This window comes from Streptomyces sp. AB3(2024), assembly GCF_041862025.1.
Taxonomy (GTDB): Bacteria; Actinomycetota; Actinomycetes; order Streptomycetales; family Streptomycetaceae; genus Streptomyces.
Window position 1 is genome coordinate 1 of the sequence record NZ_JBGWAB010000362.1, and the last position, 380, is coordinate 380.

Here is a 380-nt window from a genome sequence, read left to right on the forward strand (position 1 = left end):
AGCATCGTGATGAGGTAGCGGACCTCGGAGATGCAGGTCTCCTCGTCGTCGTACGCGAAGTGCGCGACGCCCGAGGTCTCGGCGTGCACGTCCGCGCCGCCGAGGCCGTTCTGGGTGATCTCCTCGCCGGTCACCGCGCGGACCACGTCCGGGCCGGTGATGAACATCTGCGAGGTGTCGCGGACCATGAAGACGAAGTCCGTGAGCGCCGGGGAGTACGCGGCGCCGCCGGCGCAGGGGCCGAGCATGACCGAGATCTGCGGGATGACGCCCGAGGCCTTGGTGTTGCGCTGGAAGATGCCGCCGTACCCGGCGAGCGCGGAGACGCCCTCCTGGATGCGGGCGCCCGCGCCGTCGTTGAGGGAGACCAGCGGGGCACC

1 protein-coding gene is annotated in these 380 nt (G+C 70.8%); it reads right to left on the minus strand.

The features are described from left to right. On the minus strand, positions 1–380 hold a 380-nt coding region (locus ACEPPI_RS40775; RefSeq protein ID WP_373920280.1), incomplete at both ends, for a carboxyl transferase domain-containing protein.